This window comes from Fundidesulfovibrio soli (genome assembly GCF_022808695.1).
Lineage (GTDB): Bacteria > Desulfobacterota > Desulfovibrionia > Desulfovibrionales > Desulfovibrionaceae > Fundidesulfovibrio > Fundidesulfovibrio soli.
Genome location: NZ_JAKZKW010000012.1, coordinates 25,896 through 43,745 on the forward strand (window position 1 = coordinate 25,896; position 17,850 = coordinate 43,745).

General features: G+C 68.4%; 13 protein-coding genes. 10 read left to right on the forward strand and 3 right to left on the reverse strand.

The features are described from left to right. Positions 1 to 13: 13 nt before the first annotated feature. Genes asnB through MLE18_RS11435 form a run of 7 tightly spaced genes read left to right on the forward strand, consistent with a single transcriptional unit; the run spans position 14 to position 8,012 of the window. Positions 14 to 1,912, forward strand: a complete 1,899-nt coding sequence (gene asnB, locus MLE18_RS11405) for an asparagine synthase (glutamine-hydrolyzing) (RefSeq protein WP_243438924.1) — start codon at positions 14 to 16, stop codon at positions 1,910 to 1,912. A gap of 25 nt (positions 1,913 to 1,937) precedes the next feature. Next, complete coding sequence (locus MLE18_RS11410; RefSeq protein ID WP_243438925.1) at positions 1,938 to 3,392, forward strand: B12-binding domain-containing radical SAM protein; 1,455 nt, start codon at positions 1,938 to 1,940, stop codon at positions 3,390 to 3,392. Continuing rightward, positions 3,392 to 4,315, forward strand: coding sequence for a glycosyltransferase family 2 protein (locus MLE18_RS11415; protein WP_243438926.1), 924 nt, complete (start codon positions 3,392 to 3,394; stop codon positions 4,313 to 4,315). Before MLE18_RS11410 ends, MLE18_RS11415 begins: the two co-directional genes overlap by 1 nt. Further along, the gene (locus MLE18_RS11420) at positions 4,308 to 5,264 is read left to right on the forward strand and encodes a hypothetical protein (protein ID WP_243438927.1); all 957 of its coding nucleotides are present in this window, start codon (positions 4,308 to 4,310) and stop codon (positions 5,262 to 5,264) included. Before MLE18_RS11415 ends, MLE18_RS11420 begins: the two co-directional genes overlap by 8 nt. Beyond that, positions 5,255 to 5,494, forward strand: coding sequence for a hypothetical protein (locus MLE18_RS11425; RefSeq protein WP_243438928.1), 240 nt, complete (start codon positions 5,255 to 5,257; stop codon positions 5,492 to 5,494). The genes MLE18_RS11420 and MLE18_RS11425 overlap by 10 nt, the downstream gene beginning before the upstream one ends. Beyond that, the gene (locus MLE18_RS11430; protein ID WP_243438929.1) at positions 5,491 to 7,236 is read left to right on the forward strand and encodes a hypothetical protein; all 1,746 of its coding nucleotides are present in this window, start codon (positions 5,491 to 5,493) and stop codon (positions 7,234 to 7,236) included. Before MLE18_RS11425 ends, MLE18_RS11430 begins: the two co-directional genes overlap by 4 nt. Beyond that, on the forward strand, positions 7,233 to 8,012 hold the full coding sequence (locus tag MLE18_RS11435) for a hypothetical protein (protein ID WP_243438930.1): 780 nt from the start codon (positions 7,233 to 7,235) through the stop codon (positions 8,010 to 8,012). The genes MLE18_RS11430 and MLE18_RS11435 overlap by 4 nt, the downstream gene beginning before the upstream one ends. Before the next feature lie 164 nt (positions 8,013 to 8,176). On the opposite strand, the gene MLE18_RS11440 is transcribed toward MLE18_RS11435, so the two are convergent. Both MLE18_RS11440 and MLE18_RS11445 read right to left on the reverse strand, forming a co-directional pair. Then, positions 8,177 to 8,551, reverse strand: a complete 375-nt coding sequence (locus MLE18_RS11440) for a hypothetical protein (RefSeq protein WP_243438931.1) — start codon at positions 8,549 to 8,551, stop codon at positions 8,177 to 8,179. Between the two features lie 163 nt (positions 8,552 to 8,714). Continuing rightward, positions 8,715 to 10,253, reverse strand: a complete 1,539-nt coding sequence (locus MLE18_RS11445; RefSeq protein ID WP_243438932.1) for a S8 family peptidase — start codon at positions 10,251 to 10,253, stop codon at positions 8,715 to 8,717. A gap of 186 nt (positions 10,254 to 10,439) precedes the next feature. Between MLE18_RS11445 and MLE18_RS11450 the strand changes: the two genes are divergently transcribed. The 3 genes from MLE18_RS11450 to MLE18_RS11460 all read left to right on the forward strand — a co-directional run bounded on the left by MLE18_RS11450 (position 10,440) and on the right by MLE18_RS11460 (position 16,922). Then, positions 10,440 to 12,248, forward strand: coding sequence for an ABC-F family ATP-binding cassette domain-containing protein (locus MLE18_RS11450; RefSeq protein ID WP_243438933.1), 1,809 nt, complete (start codon positions 10,440 to 10,442; stop codon positions 12,246 to 12,248). A gap of 137 nt (positions 12,249 to 12,385) precedes the next feature. Beyond that, the gene (locus MLE18_RS11455; protein WP_243438934.1) at positions 12,386 to 14,560 is read left to right on the forward strand and encodes a PAS domain-containing sensor histidine kinase; all 2,175 of its coding nucleotides are present in this window, start codon (positions 12,386 to 12,388) and stop codon (positions 14,558 to 14,560) included. Between the two features lie 247 nt (positions 14,561 to 14,807). Next, positions 14,808 to 16,922: a PAS domain-containing hybrid sensor histidine kinase/response regulator gene (locus MLE18_RS11460; RefSeq protein WP_243438935.1), complete on the forward strand. Its 2,115-nt coding sequence runs from the start codon at positions 14,808 to 14,810 to the stop codon at positions 16,920 to 16,922. Here the strand turns inward: MLE18_RS11460 and MLE18_RS11465 are convergent. Then, complete coding sequence (locus MLE18_RS11465) at positions 16,912 to 17,814, reverse strand: hypothetical protein (RefSeq protein ID WP_243438936.1); 903 nt, start codon at positions 17,812 to 17,814, stop codon at positions 16,912 to 16,914. The two genes, MLE18_RS11460 and MLE18_RS11465, sit on opposite strands and share 11 nt — an antisense overlap. Positions 17,815 to 17,850 lie beyond the last annotated feature (36 nt).

Genomic DNA, 17,850 nt, shown 5'->3' on the forward strand with positions numbered 1-17,850 from the left:
GCTGGTGTGAACCATGTGCGGTATCTGCGGCTTTCGGGCTGACCCCGGCTACGACCTCGACGCGATGCTCGCGTCCATCGCCCACCGCGGGCCGGACGGGCGCGGGGCATGGCGTTCGGGCGGCGTGGCCCTGGGCCACGCTCGGCTGGCCATCATAGACTTGGCCGGGGGCGCGCAGCCCATGCACAGCCGCGACGGGGCCGTGAGCCTGGTCTTCAACGGGGAGATCTACAACTACCGCCAGCTGCGCCGCGAGCTCGAGGCGTCCGGCCAGAGCTTCGACACCTCCTCGGACACCGAGGTCCTGCTGCGCATGTACGAGGCGCACGGCGAGCGGATGCTCTCGCGCATCGAGGGCATGTTCGCCTTCGTGCTGCACGACGCCCGGCGCGACCTGCTCTTCGGCGCGCGCGACCGCTTCGGCATCAAGCCCCTCTATTACACCTGGGACCAGGGCCGCTTCGCCTTCGCCTCCGAGATCAAGGCCCTGCTGGCCTGCGGGGCCTGCCGCCCGGTGGGCAACCCCAAGTCCGCCGCGCTGTTTTTGACCTTCCGCTTCATCCCCGGGCCGGAGACGGCCTTCGCCGACGCCTTGAGCCTTCCGCCCGGCACCTTCTTCCGCCAGAAGGGCAACCGCGCCCCCATTGTCGAGCGCTACTGGGACCTGCCCGAGGTGGAGCCCCGGACCAACGAGGAGGACGCCTTCGAGTGCTTCTCGGGTCTTCTGCGGGAGGCCGTATCCTCCCACCTGATGAGCGACGTGCCCCTGGGCGCGTTCCTGTCCGGCGGGGTGGACTCCACGGCGGTCACGGCCGCCATGGCCGCCTGCGGGCACAGGCCCCTGGAGACCTTCACCGTGGACTTCCGGGGCGCGCCCTCGGAGTCCGTGGAGGCCGAGCGCACCGCGCGCCACCTGGGCTGCGAGCAGCACACCGTGCTTGTGCCCCCCGAGAGCCTGGAGATGTTTCCCGAGCTGCTCTACCACCTGGACGCCCCCTTCGGGGACGCCATCCTGCTGCCGCTGTACCTGGTCTGCCTGGAGGCCTCCAAGCGGGTGAAGGTGGTCATGAGCGGCGACGGGGCCGACGAGACCATGCTGGGCTACATCCACCACGAGGCCCTGGCCAAGCTCGCGAGGCCGAGGATGCGGGCGCTGGCCCCGTTCATGGGCCTGGCCGCGCCCCTGGTGAACATGCTGCCCGTCTCCCTGCTGGACAAGGCCTTCAACTACCCCGACTCCATGGGCGTGCTCGGGCGCGAGCGCCTGGCGCGCCTGCTTGCGCGGGCGGGCTCCCCGGGCGGGGTGTACCTGCTGTTCGCCTCCGTGTTCGGTGAGGACGAGCGCGAGGCCCTGCTGGGCCCGGCCCTGGCCGGGGGCGAGGCCGACGCCCGCCGGGAGTTCCTGGAGCCGCTGCGCCGCCGCATCGACCAGGCCCCGGACCCGCTGGAGGCCGCCTACCGCCACGACCTGCGCCACTGGCTGCCCGACAACATCCTGACCAAGCTCGACAGGATGACCATGGCCGTGGGCATCGAGGGCCGCGTGCCCTACCTGGGCGACAGGCTGGCCAGCTTCGCCATTTCGCTGCCCAAGGCCCTCAAGATCAGGGGCGGACGCGGCAAATTGCCGCTGAGGACCCATTTCCAGCGCAACGTGGTCATCCCCGGGCGGCCCGAGGGCGGGAAAAAGGCGTTTTACTTTCCCCTGCAGGGCGCGTATCAAGACGCCTTGAACAATCTGGTCGCTAAATATCTGTCTCCAGGCGCGATCAATCCACACATCCTCGATCCCCGCGCCGTCGGGAGGGTCGTCGCCCGGGCCGGCTCCTCGCCGCTGCTCGGGTTCAAGCAGGTGTTCACCCTGCTTGGGTTCCAGATGTGGCAGGAGCGCTTCGGAATCCGCTGGGAATGACCCGGCGTAAGCGGGACCCATCCGAATGAAAACCCTGCTGCTCAACCCCATGACCAGCCAGGCCGGCAACGTCGTGCGCGACGTGCTCTACGGCTGCTGGTGCAAGGGCAACCGCATCGGCGGCGGCACCGTGCCGCCCTTCAACCTGCTGGTGATGACCACGCTTCTGCGCCGCGAAGGCCTGGAGGCGGACTTCCTGGACGCCCAGGCCCTGCAGATGAAGCCCGAAGAGGTGGGCACGCGCATCGGGGCCTACGGCCTGGTGCTCATGACCACCTCCACCATGAGTTTCCTGGAGGACGCCGGGTACCTGGCGCAGCTCAAGAAGCGCAACCCCGGCCTCGTCACGGCCGTGTTCGGCTCCCACCCCACGTTCATGCCCAGGCCCTGCCTGGAGCACCCCGGCGTGGACCACGTGGTCATGTTCGAGCCGGAGGAGACGGTGCTGGAGCTGGCCCGGGCCGTAAGCGACGGCCTGCCGACCGGTTCCATCCTCGGCCTGGGTTCGCGCGGGGCGGACGGACGGCCCCTGCTGAACGAAAAGCGCCCCTTCCTGGAGAACCTGGACTGGCTGCCCCACCCGGACGTGGACCTGCTGCCCAAGGGCATCCACTATTTCAACCCGCTGGTCAGGCGCATGCCCTACATGACCACCACCACCAGCAAGGGCTGCCCGGGCAAGTGCATCTTCTGCACGGCCCCCACCTTCGACGGCAAGGTCTTCCGCCGCCAGAGCTTCGAGCACGTGATGGACCAGTTGCGCTCCTTCGCCTCCAAGGGCGTCAAGGAGGTCTACTTCCGCGACGACACCTTCTTCGTGGACCGCCAGCGCGACCACGCCATCTGCCGGGCCATCATCGACGAGAAGCTGGACCTCACCTGGATCGCCAACGCCCGCGTGAACATGATCGATGAGGAGACCATGGCCCTGGCCAGAAAGGCCGGGTGCCACACCCTGAAGTTCGGGGTGGAGTCGGGCTCCCAGGAGGTCCTGGACGGCATCCGCAAGGGCTACAGGCTGGAGCAGGGCCTGGCCATCTTCAAGGCGGCCCGCCGGATCGGGCTCTCCACCCACGCCCACGTGATGATCGGCAACCCCGGCGACACCCGGGAAACGATCGAGATGACCATCGACTACGTGCTGGCGCTCAACCCCACCACGGCCACCTTCGGCATCTGCACGCCCTATCCGGGCACGCCCCTGTTCGAGCGCGTGCGCGAGCTGGCCCCCGAGATCGCCGACGGCAGCGCCACGGACCTCGCCCGGCTGCACACCGAGGGCATGTTCAACAAGCATTACTGCCGCGTGGACCAGGACGAGCTGCCCAAGCTGGTGCGCCGCGCCTACCGCCGCTTCTACCTGCGCCCGGGCTACTGGCTGCAATGCGCCCGGGAGCTCCTGCGCAACACCGACGACCTCAAGCGGGTGGCCCTGTCCTCGACACGCCTGTTCGAGTTCATATTCCGAGGGAAAGACTGATGGTGCCATTCAAAGAAGTCTCGGTCGTCATTCCGGCCTATAACGAGCAGGAGTCCATCAGCGGGATCATCGCGCGCATCCGCGCCGTGTCCGAGGATTTCGAGATCGTGGTCTGCTCCGACGGCTCCACGGACGACACCGCCCGCCTGGCCCGCGAGGCCGGGGCCGTTGTGGTGGAGCACCGCTACAACCTGGGCAACGGGGCCACCGTGAAGAGCGGGGCCAAGCGCGCCACCCGGCCCTACATGGTGGTCATGGACTGCGACGGCCAGCACCAGCCCGAGGACATCCCCAAGCTGCTGGAGCACCTGCCGGACTACGACATGGTTGTGGGCTCGCGCACCAAGCAGTGCCGCACCGACCCCGTGCGCGACTTCGGCAACGTCATGCTGCGCAAGGTGGCCGAGATCATCGGGGGCACCCCCATCATGGACCTGACCTCCGGGTTCCGGGCCGTGAAGCGCGAGCTCTACTTCCTGTTCGCGCCGCTGTACCCCATGCGCTACTCCTACCCCTCCACCATCACGCTGGCCTTCATCAACTCGGGCTACTTCGTGAAGTTCCTGCCCCTGCACACCATCGTGCGCCGGGAGCAGGGCACCAGCAACATCCAGCCCATGCGCGACGGCCTGCGCTTCCTGAAGATCATCTTCCGCCTGTTCATGCTCTTCAGGCCCTTCAAGATTTTCTTCCCCCTGGCGCTGTGCATGTTCGTGCTGGGCGTGGGCCTGGGGCTCTACCAGCTCATCATGACCTCCGGGGTGCACAGCATCGCCGTGGTGCTCCTGCTGGGCGGGCTGCTGTTCTTCATCAACGGCCTGCTTGCCGAGCAGATATCCCAGATACGCCTGAGCCTGCTCAACCAGCCGGGGCAGCACCCCATGGCCCGTTCCGACAGTTCCGGCGGAGCGCCCGATGCCTGAGCCGCGCGAACTGGAAGCCCTGTTCGCGGCCCCGGCCCTGGCCACGCTGCCCAGGGTGCTGGGCTTCATCGACCGCGACCCGGATTCCCCCACCTTCGGCTGCTGCGACAGGGCCTTCTGGCACTACCGCCTCACGGACCTGCCCAACAGCCGCGCCCAGGAGGCAGGGCTGCTCCTGGCGTTGGCCTGGGCCTACCCCAGTGAGGACAACCTTTTTCACGGTCGGGATGTGCTGCCGCAGTGGGTGCGGGGCGTCTGGAGCCACTGGCTGGCCACCCGCAACGCCGACGGCTCCACCCGCGAGATCTACCCCTTCGAGCGCTCCTTCTGCGCCACGTCGTTCTCCTCGGCGGCCTTCGTGGAGTGCGCGCGCCTGCTGGGCGCGGACAGCTTCGAGCGGGAGCTGCGCGAGGCCGAATCCACCTTCCTATGGCTGGGCTCCAACGCCAACCCGGACGTGGCCAACCAGATGGCCGCCTCCCTGCACGCCCTGCACGGCTACGCCGCCCTCACCGGGGACGGGCGCATCCGCAAGCTGGCCCGGGAGCGGGGGGAGGCCCTGCGCCGCCTCACGGACTCCTCGGGCACGTTCATCGAGTACGGCGGGCTGGACGTGGGCTACCAGACAATTACGCTGAGCAGCCTGATCTCGGTCATGGCCCTCACCGCTGACGAGGCCTGGCTGCCGGATGCCGTGCTAAAGGGCCTTGCCGCCGTGGAGCCGCGCATCGGGGAGCTGGGGCATGTGGACTGGCGGGGCAACAGCCGCCGCACCCAGTACGTGTATCCGCGCGCCCTGGCCGCGCACCAAAGCCCTGCCCTGGACCGGCTGGCCGACGGCCTGCGCGCCGGGACCCTGCCCACCCCCTGCTGGCTGGACGACCGCTACACCACGGCCTTCGCCGTGGACTACCTGCTCGCCGCCTCGGAGTTGCGCCCATGCTCATGAGCACGCCCAAACTCGTCGCCCTGCGGCTCTACAACATCACCCTGGGCCGCTTCGAGATTTGCACGCGCCTGCTGCGCAAGGCCCTGGTCTGGCGCTACGTCAAGACCAAGGCCCCGGGTTCGCGCTACTCCCCCACCTCCAAGTTTTTCGACATGTCCGAGCTGGGAGGGGACTGGCGCGGCCGCGCCGCCCCCAGGCGTTCGGGGAGCGGGGCCGGGGAGGGCAGGTGATCAAGGCCCCCTTCTGGAAGTGGGCCCTGTTCGCGGCGGTGCTGGGCCTGGGCGCGAATCTGCGCTGGAAGCTGCTGCCGCAGTCCGTCATGGACGGCTTCGACGTCTGGACCTACGCGCGCATCTCCTGCGAGTGGGCCCAGGGGCTCATCGCGCCCGAGGGCGCTTGGTCCAAGCCGGCCTACATGCTTTTGGGGGCCGGGGCCTCCAGGCTGCTGGGCTGCGGGGACGCGACCCTGCCCATGCTCTCCGCCGCGCTGGATACCCTCAACATGGCCCTGGTCTTCGGGGCGGCCCGGCTGGCGGGCCTGTCCTTCCTGCCGGCGGGCCTGGCCATGCTGCTCTACGCCTGCTGCCCGGCCATGGTCCTGCAGGCCCGCGACGGGCTGCCGCACATCAGCTCCATCACCTTCGTCCTGACTTCCTACTGCCTGCTTCTGCGGAGCACCCGGCTGGCCCCCGGGCGCGTGGCCGCCAGATACCTGGCGCTCCTGTCGGGGGGCTTCGCGGGCGGCTACGCCGGGCTGTGCCATCCCACGGTCCTGCTCTGGACGGTGTTCCTGCCCGTGGTGCCCGTGGCCTGGCACCTGCTGAACGGGCGCCGGATCGCGGCCGCCCTGGAGAGCGGCACGCTCTACGGGCTGGGCGCTGCGCTGCCATTCCTCGGCTTTTCGGCCCTGGTCAAGGCGGAGACGGACTTCGTACCCAGGATGGCCACCCTGTGGACCAGCATCTTCGGGCACGGCGACGAGCAGGTCTACATCAAGCAGTCCGTGAGCCTCACCTGGGACAAGCTGGCCCACTACGGGCGCGACATGGTCTACGCCCATGTGCTCACCCCGCCCGTGGCCTGGACCCTGGCGGGCATGCTGGCGCTCGGCGCGCTGGCGGCGTGGCTGCTGCGGGCCAGGGGCCTGCGCTGGAGGGCAGTGCCCGCCGTCATGTTCCGCCGCCCGGCCGCGCTCTTCGGCACCGCGCTGCTCACGGCGCTGGTGTTCGTTGGGCTGGTGGCGCGCATCAACGGCTTCGAGCAGTGGTTCATGGGCGACAGATTCTTCCTGCCTCTGATGCCCTTCGCCGCGCTGCTTGGCGCGGCGGCCCTGGAGGGCGCGGCCCGCGTGCTCTCCCCTTGGCTTGGCGGGCTGGCGGGCGCGGGGGGGGCGGCCGTGGCCGTGGCCACGTTCTTCACCGTGTTCCCCGCCTACATCTATGGGACGCCGCCCTTCCACAAGGCCCTGCGCGCCGCCTTGCAGGGGCAGGGCCTGCGCGTGGACGGAGACAGCCGCCTGCTCGTGTTCCCGGACCGTGGCGTGAGCCCCATCTCGGTGGATAGCCAGCTCACGCGCTCCGACGTGTTGACGTTCAAGCCCTCCACCCTGGACGAGGCCGGGTACGCCGAACTGGACGCCTTCATCCAGGTGAAGCGCGTGGGCCTCATCCTGTACTCCCCGGTGGTCTACACCTTCATCGCCGCCAGCGAGGGCCAGGCCCCCGCCTCCGAGTGGGACAAGCCGGAATTCCGCGCCCAGATGGAGGCCCAGGCCCAGTGGCTCTGGGGCTACCTGCGCTCGCGCGGCATCGCCCCCGCCTACTGCCAGGGGGAGGTCTCCGGGGATGGCGGGCCGCTGGTGCGGCCGGTGCGTGTCTTCTCCATCGGCAACCACGACTTCACCGCCCACCTGGACCTGCGGCAGGGACGCGACAACGCCTTCTGCCTCTTTGAAACCGGAGCGGGGAAATGACGGAGACCTTCGGCAGGGATGCCGACCATCTGGTGCGCCTGTGGCTGCGCGCGGGGAGCCTGGAGCGCTCCGGCAGGGCGGATGCGGCGGCCGAGGCCTGGAAGTGCCTGGCGCTGGCCGCCAGGGACCTGCTGGCGAACGGACCCCAGACCACGCCGGTGCGCCGGGCGCGCGCCCTGGCCGAGGAACTCCTGACGGAGCCGGGGCGGGCCGCCGAGGTCTCGGCCCGGTTGATCGAGGCCGTGGCGGGCCTTCGCGCCGCCGGAGACGAGGCCGACGCCCAGAGCGAAGCCCAGGCCCGGAGCGAGGCCGGGCGCTTCCTGCTGGGAGTGCTGGCCGTGCTGGTACTCGGGGGCTCCGTGCTCTTTTTCTCCAGATTCTACGAGCCGCTGCGCATGGCGCACACACGGGCGGACATGGCCGAGGTCGCGGCCTTCCTCGTCAAGGCGGGGCAGGGCGCCCCCAGCCTGGAGCAGCTCACCGCCAACGGCTGCAGCGAGTGCCCCTGCCGTGGGCGCGGCCCCGTGGGGGCGATGCCCCGGGGCGACATCTGCCGCACCAACTGGGACAAGGCCCTGCGCGAGGCCTACCGCGCCGTGCACGGCGGCGAGCCCGCCGGGCCGCACGGGGAGGACCTGATCCCAAGCTCCTGGAAGCGCGACGGCTGGGGCGGGCCCTACCTGCTGGACGAGAACGCCGGGACCCTGCGCTCGGCCGGTCCTGACGGCATCCCGGGCAACGCCGACGACCTCGTGCTCATGCTGCGGCAGCAATAACGGGCGGGCCGAGCCCTCTTCAGCCGGGGAATCCCCCGGAGCCACCCCCAAACCCCGACGCCCCCTCCTGGCGCGCCGCCAAGACGCAATAAGGGCCGGACCAGCCGGCCCGGCCCCATCAGCCTTGATTCATCCGTGCGCCGCCGTTCAGTCGTCCGCGCTGTTCAGCCCCGCTGCGGGTTGCGGATCTTCTGGTCTGAGCCCGAGTCCTTCTTCTCCATGTGCAGGTAGTCGTTGCGGGCCTTCTCCGCGAAACGTTCCAGGATGTTTGACAGGTCGGAGCTGGAGTTGACCTCCACGAAGCCCGGGTCGCCAAGCAGCCTTGTGCTCAGCGTGTAATAGGGCTTCACCTTCGGGGCGAGGCTGATGTCCTCGTTCTCGACCTCCACCAGGCCGCCGAGGGCCTGGCGCATGAACTCGGCAACCACCCGCGAGAATTGCCGCTCCAGGTCGAAGGTGTCTTCGCACTTGTCCAGCTTGTCCCGCAGCTCGTGGCGGAAGTCGTGTTCGAGGGAGGTGAAGGACATCTGCTTGTTCATGGCCCCTCCTGGAGTTTGTTCCCGCGCCGTCCGGGCGGGAAACTGGGTTTTCAACCAGAATAATGCTTACGGCCGGTGCGCGGCCATGTCAACAAGTGCCGAAAACGGCGGAAGCCCCCGGCATTTCGGCCGGGGGCTTCATGATGACGGCCCGGGAGGGAAGCTAGTTGCCCTGCAGGAGCAGCAGCTGGCTGGCCGCGCTGGAGAACCTGTTCCAGTTCTGGGAATTGAAGACGTTGATGCGCGGGCGGTAGCCCCCGTCGGGGCAGGCGGTCTGCACGGAGACGCCGCCGTTGGTCAGCCGCGTCTGGATGGCCGCCACGCCTTCGGAGGGGGCGCGCTGGCGCATGAGCGTCCAGGTGCCGGTCACGTGGGGTGTGGCCATGGAGGTGCCGTTCCAGGATTCGTAGCTGGTGTCAGAGTCTCCCGTCGATGAGGTGATGGAGCTGCCGGGAGCCCAGAAATCAACCAGGCCGGGGCCCCAGTTGTTGTACGAAGCCTCGAGGTCGCCCTTGGTCACCGCGCCCACGGTGATGGCCGTGGAGATGCAGCCCGGCGCGCCCACGCTGTCGCAGAATCCATCATTGCCCGAGGCGATGCAGGTGGCGATTTTCACGGAAACCAGGTTGTCGATGGCGGCCTTGCGGGGGGCGTTGGCGATGTCGCAGGCCGCGAAATACTGCCCGCCTCCGAGGCTCATGTTCACCGCGCCGATCTTGTAGGTGTTGCGCAGGGAATAGATGTATTCCAAGCCCAAAATCTGGTCGGAAGTGTATGACCGGACGTCCGACGTGGCCGGGAAGATCGAGAAGACGTTCACCGCGATGATGTTGGCGTCCTTGGCGATGCCGGAGAGCGTTCCGTCGGGCTTCTTGCCCGCCGCGATGCCGGAGACGTGGGTGCCGTGGTCCCACCCGGCGTAGGCGCTGCTGTAGTGGGCGGCCGCACCTGTGCCTGACATGGAGGCCTGCCCGTTGGGGCAGTTGGCCGAGGCCGAATAGCAGGCCTCCTGGATGGTCTTGCCTGTGAACATTTCATGGGTGCGGCGGATGCCGGTGTCCAGGATGGCCACGTACCAGCCCTGGCCCCGCCAGCCCTTGGCCCATACCTTGTCCGCGCCGATCATGGGTGCGGACTGGGCCAGCTGCGGGGTGTCGGGCGGCAGGTCGGCGGCGGGGGCGTCCAGGGCCCCGGCTTTGCTGCCGCTGCCCTTGACGGGCGGGATGAGGGGAGCCGCCTCGTCGATCTGGATATGCAACACGCGCGGGTCGGCCTTGAGGGCTTCCAGCGCGGCCTCGCTCACGGTCATGGCCATGCCGGGCACGGTCTTGAACACGCGCGCGGCTGCTGCGCCCTTGGCCAGGGAGGACGGATCGGCGTTCTGGGCCACGGCCTGGGCCACGGAGGCGATGCCCTGCTCCAGGGCGGCGTCCGCGGTGCGGGCGGCCTCGGCCAGGGCCGCTTCCGCCTTGGCCCCGGGCGGGTCGGCCTTGGAGTGGTCGACCGTGGCCTTGCGGGAGGCCCCTGTCAGCTCGGAGATGCCCGGCACGTCCAGGGTGACGATCACTCGGGCCTGGCCGGAAGAAGTGACGCTGGATTGGGGTATGTCCGCCCAACGCAGGCCCTTGTCGCCAGCCTGGGCCATAACCGGGACGAGCAGCAACAGAAACGTCGCGAATACTTTACGTAAGTTGTAAATCATGGACGCCTCCAGGAGATGTGAGACGGTTATTTACAACACGCCTATTCAAGAAATTTATATCTGAATTACGAGCACGTCCAGTGCCAGGACAGGCTCTTGGCACGGGGGAAGCGTCCTGTCCGCCCCTGCCTGAAGCCTCCGGCCCGCTTTGACGCGGCCCTCGGGATGCACTATTGCCAGAGCCCCATGAGCACCCTGATTTCCATCCGCGACATCGCCAAGGCCTACGGGGCGCGCACCCTGTTCTCGAACATCACCCTGACCCTGCACCAGGGCGAACGTGTGGGCCTCATCGGGGCCAACGGCTCGGGCAAGTCCACCTTGCTGCGCATCCTGGCGGGGTTCGAGAAGCCCGACTCCGGCGAGCGCATCCCGCGCAGGCAGGTGCGTCTGGCCCATCTGGCCCAGAAGGACGAATTCCCGCTGGACGCCACCGTTTCCGAGGTGGTGGCCGCGCCCCTGGCCGGGGAGGGCCTCGCCGAGGCCGAGTTGCACGTCAGGGTGGGGGCGGCCCTCTCCCGCACGGGGTTCACGGACCACGCCCAGAGCGCGGGGAGCCTCTCCGGCGGGTGGTGCAAACGCCTGGCCCTGGCCCGGGCCCTGGCCCAGGAGCCGGACCTGCTCCTGCTGGACGAGCCCACCAACCACCTGGACCTGGAGTCCGTGGTGTGGCTTGAGAAGATGCTGCGCGGGGCGCGCTTCGCCTACGTGGTCATCAGCCACGACCGCTGTTTCCTGGAGAACACGACCACCCGCACCATCGAGCTGGCCCGCTCCTACCCCGAAGGTTTCTTGAGCGTGGACGGCCCCTACAGCACCTTCCTGGAAAAGCGCGCCGACTTTCTGGCCGCCCAGGCCGGGCTGGAGGAGACTCTGGCCAACAAGGTGCGCCGCGAGGTGGAGTGGCTGCGGCGCGGCCCCAAGGCCCGCACCACCAAGGCCAAGGCGCGCATAGACGAGGCGGGCAGGCTCATGGGCGAGCTGGCCGAGACGCGCGAACGCAACATTCAGGTCGGACGTGCGGGCATAGAGTTCGGGGGCACCTCCCGCCAGACCAGGCGGCTCATGGTGGCGGAGGGGGTCTCCAAATCGCTGGGCGGGCGCGAGCTGTTCAGCGGCCTGGACATCGTGCTCTCCCCGGGCGTGCGCCTGGGCCTGGTGGGGGCCAACGGCAGCGGGAAGTCCACGCTGCTGCGCATCCTGGCCGGGGAGGACGCCCCGGACCAGGGCGAGGTGCGCCGCGCGCCGGCCTTGGAGGTGGCCTACTTCGACCAGAACCGCGCCCGGCTGGATCAGCAGCTCAGCCTCAAGGCCACCCTGGCCCCCCACGGGGACGCCGTGGTCTACCGGGGGCGCTCCGTGCACGTGGTCAGCTGGGCCAAGCGCTTCCTGTTCCGCCCCGATCAGCTGGACCTGCCCGTGAGCCTGCTCTCAGGCGGGGAGCAGGCCCGGCTGCTCATCGCGCAGCTCATGCTGCGCCCGGCGGACGTGCTCCTGCTGGACGAACCCACCAACGACCTGGACATCCCCACCCTGGAGATACTGGAGGAGAGCCTGCGCGACTTCCCCGGGGCAGTGGTGCTCATCTCGCACGACCGCTACCTGCTGGACACCGTGTCCACCGGCCTTCTGGGCCTGGACGGGCGCGGCGGGGCCGTGCCACTGGCCGATCTGGAGCAGTGGGAGCGCGTCCGGGAGGAGGCGGAGCGGGCCGAGACTCCAGGCCAGGCCCCGGCCCAGGCCAAGGCCCGCCCGGCCAAGCAGCCCGCCAAGAAGCTCACCTACAAGGAGCAGAAGGAATTCGACGGCATGGAGCAGGCCATCGCCCAGGCCGAGGAGGCCCTGGCCGCGCGCGAAGCCGAGCTGGCCGACCCTGCCGTGGCCCACGACCCCACGGAGCTGCAGCTGCGCATGGCCCGGCAGGAGGAGGCCCGGGCGGAGGTGGACAGGCTCTACGCGCGTTGGGCCGAGCTGGAGGACAAGCTGGCGGACTGAGTCCCCTCGCCCGGCAGGACATAATCCTTGTGTTTATATCGGGTTTGTTTATATATGTTGCTTTCTTGGGTGTTTGCGCGGCGGCCGGTGGGCGAACCGCACAGTCTCTATAACAGTTCGAGACATTCGTAACGGTCATGAACAACCCGCTTGTGTTCTCCTTGCTCGCAGGCATCATCTCCTTCTCCCTGTTCGTTCTGGTCAATGCGTTCCTCTATCTCAAGCACCGCGACAAGGCGCTGCTGTACTGGGCCTGCGCCTGGAGCTCCCTCACGCTGCGCAATATGGCAGTCCTGGGCGGCGTGTACTGGGGCAAGGGCCAAGGGCTGTTGCTGCTGGAGCAGGTGCTGGTTCTCTGCTCCTCGGCCCTGTTGCTGCTGGGCGTCTATGAGCTCATGGCCAAGAGGCCCGGGCGATGGTTCCACGGCCTGTTCGGGGCCGCGGCTGCCTGGGTCTGCGCGGGGGGAATCGTCCACATCCCCATGCCCTGGTTCTATGTGCCGACCTACGGCATCTTCGGGGTCGCGATGGTCATCGTCGGACGCACGATGCTCCGGAACACGCTTCCCGGCGGCGTTGGCGGGCGGCTGGCGGGGTGGGTGCTCATACTTTGGGGCCTGCACGCCCTCAACTACCCCATCCTTCGGCCACTGGGCCTCATCGCCCCCTGGGGTTTCATCATCGGCGGGGTCCTGGGGCTTCTCACTGCCCTGGCGCTCATCCTGGCCTATTTCGAGCGTCTGCAGCACGATCTGGCCATCGAGAGGGACCGCTTCCGCAGCCTGTTCCACACCCATACGGCGCCCATCCTGCTTTTGGATGCCGAAAGCCTGGACATTCTGGACGCCAACGAAGGCGCGGCGCGTTTCTACGGCTTCCGCCCGGCCGAGCTGCGCGGGATGGACTTCGCCGGCATCAGCGCCCTGCCCCGGGAGGATTTCGTCACGGGCCTCAAGGGCGCGCTCGGCGCGGATGGCGGCGGGTTCGTGGCGCCCCAGCGGCTCAGGAACGGGGAGCAGCGCTTCGTGGAGGTCTTCTGTTCCCCGGCCCGGGTGGACGGCCGGGCAGTGTTGTTCTCCCTGGTTCACGACGTCACCGGGCGGGTCCTGGCCCAGGACGCCCTGCGCGAGAGCGAGGCCAGATACCGCGCCGTGGTCGAGCGGGCCGGAGTCGGCATTGTGCTCATGGACGCCTCGGGCGTGGTCCGCACCTGGAACGCCAAGGCGGAGGAGATCCTCGGCGTACCGGCGGAAGAGGCGCTGGGGCGCCCCATCCGGGAGAGGGATTGGAAGGTCACCTGGGAGAACGGCGAACCCATGGCGGTGGAGGACTTCCCTTCCATGAGCACCTTGCGCACGGGAAACCCGGTGATCGGCGCCGTGTTGGGCGTCTCTCCGCCCTCAGGCGGGTTTCGCTGGATCACGGTGAACACCACGCCCGTTCTGATGGATGGCGAGGATGCGCCGAGGGCCGTCTCCATCACCTTCAGCGACGATACGCTCCGCCGGCGAAACGAGGCCGAGCTGCAGGAGGCCCGGCGAGCGGCCGAAGCTTCCAGCGAGGCCAAGTCCGAGTTCCTGGCCAACATGAGCCACGAGCTGCGCACGCCCCTCAACGGCATCATAGGCATGCTGCAGTTGCTGGAAACCAGTGCGCTCGATCTGGAACAGCGGCAACATCTCCACATGGTCCTCAAGTCGTCCCGGCGGCTGGCCAATCTGCTCGGGGACATACTGGACCTCTCCCGCCTGGAGGAAGGCCGCATCGGGCTTGAACCGGCGCCCTTCGCCCCCGCCTCCCTGGCGGCGGACCTGGAGGAGCTGTTCGCTCCGGCCGCGCTCGAAGCGGGCACCACACTGGAGTGCGTGGTGGCCCCGGATGTCCCTCCCACGCTGGCGGGCGACGAGCCCCGCGTGCGCCAAATTTTATTCAACCTCGTGGGCAACGCGGTGAAGTTCACGGCGCGCGGGCGCGTGCGGGTGGAGATCAGCCGCCTGCCAGGGACCGGGCCGCAGGAAGAGCGCCTGCTGTTCCTGGTGGAAGACACGGGGCCCGGCATATCCGACGCCAGACTCAAGGATATCTTCGACCCCTTCGTCCAGGGCGAGGGCAGCTACATCCGCCAGTATCAGGGGGCCGGGCTGGGGCTATCCATCGTGCGCCGCCTGGTGAAGCTCATGGGCGGGGCGTTGGAAGTGGAAAGCGAGGAGGGCCGGGGCACGCGCGTCTACCTTGTGCTGCCCTTCCGCTCATGCGGGAAGCCGGGGCGTTGCCTGCCTCCCGGGAGCCTTGTGGCGGCCGGGAATGCCTGAAACATGCCTGTGGACGGGGAGCGCCGCCAGCGGCGAGAGAGGGCGATTTATTCGGCAAGCCTGTGGACAGAACGGACATGATATGTCTTATTACCGGGGTGCTTTCACCGTGGTAAGGCAGTGTTGCGGCATCCGAAGCGACATTTTTTGACTCCGGCGGAGTATCCCCTTCTGGCCGGCCTGCGGACACCTCCCGAGGGTTCGCTGGCTGGAAGCGTCAACCAATCCGTGCCCGGCGAGGTAGACGATGCCACATGCCGACCCCGAGCGAGCGGAACTGCTCGCCGTCATTGAGGAGCTTCGAGCGAGCAACGCCCGGCTGGAGAGCGAGTTGCGCGCGTTACGCTCCCGTGACTCCGCCTGCCACGGCCCCGCCGAAGACCACCCCTCCCGCGATACGCTTGAAAGCAGGGAGGCCCTGTTCCGGGCCATGCTGCGCAACCTCCCCGTTGATTTCTGGGCGCGCGACCCCGCCCAGCGCATCATCATGCAGAGCCAGGAGTCCCTCCGCCTCTGGGGCGACCTCAGCGAAGGCTCCCCGGCGGACCTGAGCGTCGATCCATATGTCAGGGAAACCTGGCTCGAGAACAACCGTAGGGTCTATTCCGGCGAGACGGTCTGCTCTCAGAGGGAGTACGTGCTGCCGCTGGGCGGGCGGCGCATCTTCCACGAGGTGGCCACTCCCATCGTGGACCAGGGCCGGATGCTCGGCGTCATGGGGCTCAACATAGACGTCACCACAGCCCGGCTGGCCCAGGAAGCCCTGCGCGTCAGCGAGAGCCGCTTCCGCAATATCGTGGAGAGCGTGCGCCGGATCGCCATCCAGGGCTACGACGCGAATCGGCGCGTGATACTCTGGAACCAGGCCAGCGAGGAAATTTACGGCTACACGCAGGAGGAGGCACTGGGCCGCCAGCTGGAGGACCTCATCATACCCGGGCCAATGCGCGAAGGCGTGATCCAGGCCGTCACGGACTGGGTGGAGCGGGGCGTGCCAATCCCTCCGGGGGAGCTCGTTCTCAGGCACAAGGACGGCCATGACGTGCCGGTCTACTCCTCCCACGTGATGCAGCCGGGGCCTGGCGGCTCCAAGGAGATGTACTGCATCGACGTGGACCTTTCCGAGGTCCACCGCATGAACCTGGAGCTCAAGGAGGCCAAGGAGCAGGCCGAGGCCGCCAGCAAGAGCAAATCGGAGTTCCTGGCCAACATGAGCCACGAGGTGCGCACCCCGCTCAACGGCATCCTGGGCATGCTCCAGCTGCTCCAGACCACCGAACTGGACAGTGAGCAGGCCGAATACGTGCATACCGGCATCGCCGCGTCAGCGAGGCTGGCCCGCCTGCTCTCCGACATCCTGGACCTGTCGCGCATCGAGTCCAACCGTTTGAGCCTTGAAACAGCCAACTTCCGCCTGTCCGGCGTGACCGAGCCCATCCGCGACCTTTTCCGCCACGAGGCCAGGCGCAAGGGGCTCGAGCTGCTCATCGAGGTCTCCGAAGCCCTGCCCGCCTGGCTCACGGGCGACGAGCACAGGCTGCGCCAGGTGCTCTTCAACCTGGTGGGCAATGCCCTGAAGTTCACGGAAGCCGGTCACGTGGTTGTGGAGGTCTACCCCGGGGCCTCATGGCGCGACGGGTGCGGCCAGGATGTTTCACGCGTGGTGTTCACCGTGCGGGATACGGGCATCGGGATGCCGGAAGAGAAGATATCCGCCCTGTTCCAGCCCTTCACCCAGGTCAGCCAGTCCTACGTGCGCGACCATCAGGGCGCGGGCCTGGGCCTGGCCATAGTCAAACGCCTGGTGGCCATGATGGGCGGCGGCATCGCCATTGAGAGCGAGGAGGGCCAAGGCACGGCCGTGCACGTCTGCCTGCCGCTCAAGCCCGGAATCCCCCAGGCGGAGGAAGCCAGGCCCGCGCTCCGACTTGACGCTCCCCCACGGCTGCCCGAAGGGCTGCGGGTGCTGCTTGTGGAGGACGAACGGGTCAACCGTATGGCCATGCGCCGCATGCTGGAGAAGGAAGGCTGCCTCGTGGACGAGGCGGGCAACGGGGCCGAGGCGCTCAAGGCGCTGTCGGCCGGGGGCTGCCAGCTGGTGCTCATGGATATCCAGATGCCCGTGATGGACGGCGTGGAGGCCACACGGGCCATACGCGGGGCCGAGGCCTTCAGGACGCAGGCCAGGGTGCCCATCGTCGCGCTGACGGCCTATGCCATGACCGGAGACCGGGAGAAGTTCCTGGCCGTCGGGATGGATGCTTACCTGAGCAAGCCCGTGGAGTTGGATAAACTGCGCCAGGTGGTGGCCAAAGTGCTTGCGGCGCGCGGGGCCGGGCCGGCCGCGGGCCTCAACGCGTGAATTTCTCGGCCAGGATGTCCACGGCGCGCTCCTCGCAGGCCACGTAGCGTTCCTCATCGAAGAGGGCCTTGTGCCCCACCCCCTCGTGCAGCACGCACTCCTTCAGCTCCACGTGCCGGAAGGCGTGGCCCATGTGCGCCAGGTCGCCGAACCAGGCTACCCCGATATCCAGGATGCCGTTGCCCGTGTAGGGGTCGCCCACGTCCACGTAGGCCCCGAAGGGGCGGGCCGGCCCCTGGGGGCAGGTGACGGGGCGGGCTTTCTCCATGTCGATCAGGCAGCAGAACTCGTTGAGGCGGCACTCGGGCAGGGGCCAGGGGCGGCGCTTGAGCTCGTCCGTGGGGGCCTCGGTGTACTTGCGGCGGTACACGGCCGGGTCGATGGAGGCGTAGAGCGCCTCGAGCTGGGCGTAATCCGGCCGGTAGTCCAGGTAGCGGCCGGGGCCGCACAGCCCGCGCATGGCCGCCGGGCACAGCCAGCACTGCCCGATCTCGCCCGCGCCGGTGGCCTCCCCGATGTTCTCCAGCAGCAGCCCCACGGCGTCTCCAACGAACTCGCAGTCGTTGTGGATGATGAGCAGGTAGGGCTTGTCCGTTGCCTCGAAGGCGTACTGGTAGCGCAGGGTGTGGCGGTAGGCCGGGTCGGCCAGGCGTTCTGGGTCCACGGCGTAGCGCCAGTTGGTGGCCTGCGGCAGGAAGCGCCTGACGCGCCCCCCCAGCGCGGCCAGCAGCTCGGCCTGGCTGTAGTTGCTGTTGAGGGGGCCCGGCTCCTCGATGAAATAGATGGTCCCGATGTGGTGCCCGCTGTGGCGCAGCAGCGAAAAGAGCGCCAGTGCGGTCTGGGCCGGTTTGCCCAGCACGTTGATGGCGACGTCCACGATTGCGTTCGGCATGCCCCCCAATAACCACGAGCTGCCCTCCCCACAACC